This is a genomic window from Actinokineospora sp., from assembly GCF_050699995.1.
Lineage (GTDB): Bacteria > Actinomycetota > Actinomycetes > Mycobacteriales > Pseudonocardiaceae > Actinokineospora.
The window spans coordinates 1-1,164 of record NZ_JBOHGC010000527.1; the positions used below are offsets into that span (position 1 = coordinate 1).

Consider the following 1,164-nt stretch of genomic DNA (forward strand, 5'->3'; position numbering starts at 1 on the left):
GACACGGTGCGCGTCACCGTGTCCGGCGTCGCCGACCGCACCCGCGCTCCCGCCATGCCACCGAACCTCCTGCTGCCCATCCGCACCGGGGACCTCCAGCGCGGAACCCGGGCCTGGATCGAACGGCGCGGCGCGCTCGCCTCAGACCTGGACTGGTCGCAGGCCACGGAAGCCGTGGAACTGGCGCGGGTAGACACGGACGAAGTCGCCCGGGTGTGGTCCGGCGACGTGCGCCTCCCGGAACGCCTCGCCCCGGTGCGTCCGGGGACGGACCCGGACGGCGGCCAGTCCGACTTCCGGCTCGTCGTCGCCGAGTGGGAGAGCCTGCCCTTCGACGACCCGACCGCCGACGGCGCGCCGATCGAGCGGTATGTGTACCTGGACCGGTTCGGGCTCTAGTCGGCCGACCAGCGACGAGCTTCGGCCGCGCCGGGGTCTGACCGAGTAACAGCCCCCGGGGCGCTAGCCGATCATGTCGGTTATGCAGCCGCCAGCAGCGAGGGGAACCATGCCGCCACGGCGTCATTCCGCGGTTCTCCTGTCCGCGCTGCTGGTCGTGCTCACCGCGCTTGTCGGGTTGGTCACCAACGCCGCGTCCGGCGACGCCCGGTGGCCCGGTGGGCTCGATGTGCTCCGGCAGAACCCGTGGACCGCGCTGGGGATCGGCGTGCTGCTGGTCCTTGCGGTGACGTGGCGGTCGCACCTGGCGCTCCCCATCGATCCCGACTCTCCGCTGCGCAACGCGGAACGGTTGGCCACGGGGATCCGGGCCGAGCTCGATGCGCTGCTGGGCGGCTGGACGCTGGACAAGTCGATCAATGTGCCGATGTCGCGCGATCCGGCCGACCAGGCGGGTGTGCCGGTGCGCGGGCTCGAGGAGCTGGCAACCCAACTCGGCGCCGAGCCGCGGCTGGTGGTCGTGGGCGAGCAGGGCAGCGGCAAGAGCACCGCGCTGCTCCTCGTGGCCCGCGAGCTGCTGATGAGATGGACCGCCGGGGCCCTCATCCCGGTCGTTGGCAATGTGTCCACTTGGGACCCGCGGTCCCAGCGGCTCGACGACTTGGTCCGGGCGCGGATCGCGGGCGAGGACAAACGCGTGGGTCGGGCACGGAGGTGGCTGCTGCGCCGCTCGCGCGCGGCCGCGCCGCTCGACCTGGTCGACAC

The 1,164-nt window shown here is 72.7% G+C and carries 2 protein-coding genes; both read left to right on the forward strand.

The genetic code is table 11. The features are described from left to right. Positions 1-399 (forward strand): hypothetical protein (locus ACRDSQ_RS26115; protein WP_431424607.1); only part of this gene is annotated, 399 nt, incomplete at its 5' end. Between the two features lie 109 nt (positions 400-508). Beyond that, the coding region (locus ACRDSQ_RS26120) for a hypothetical protein (RefSeq protein WP_431424608.1) at positions 509-1,164 on the forward strand (656 nt) is incomplete at its 3' end.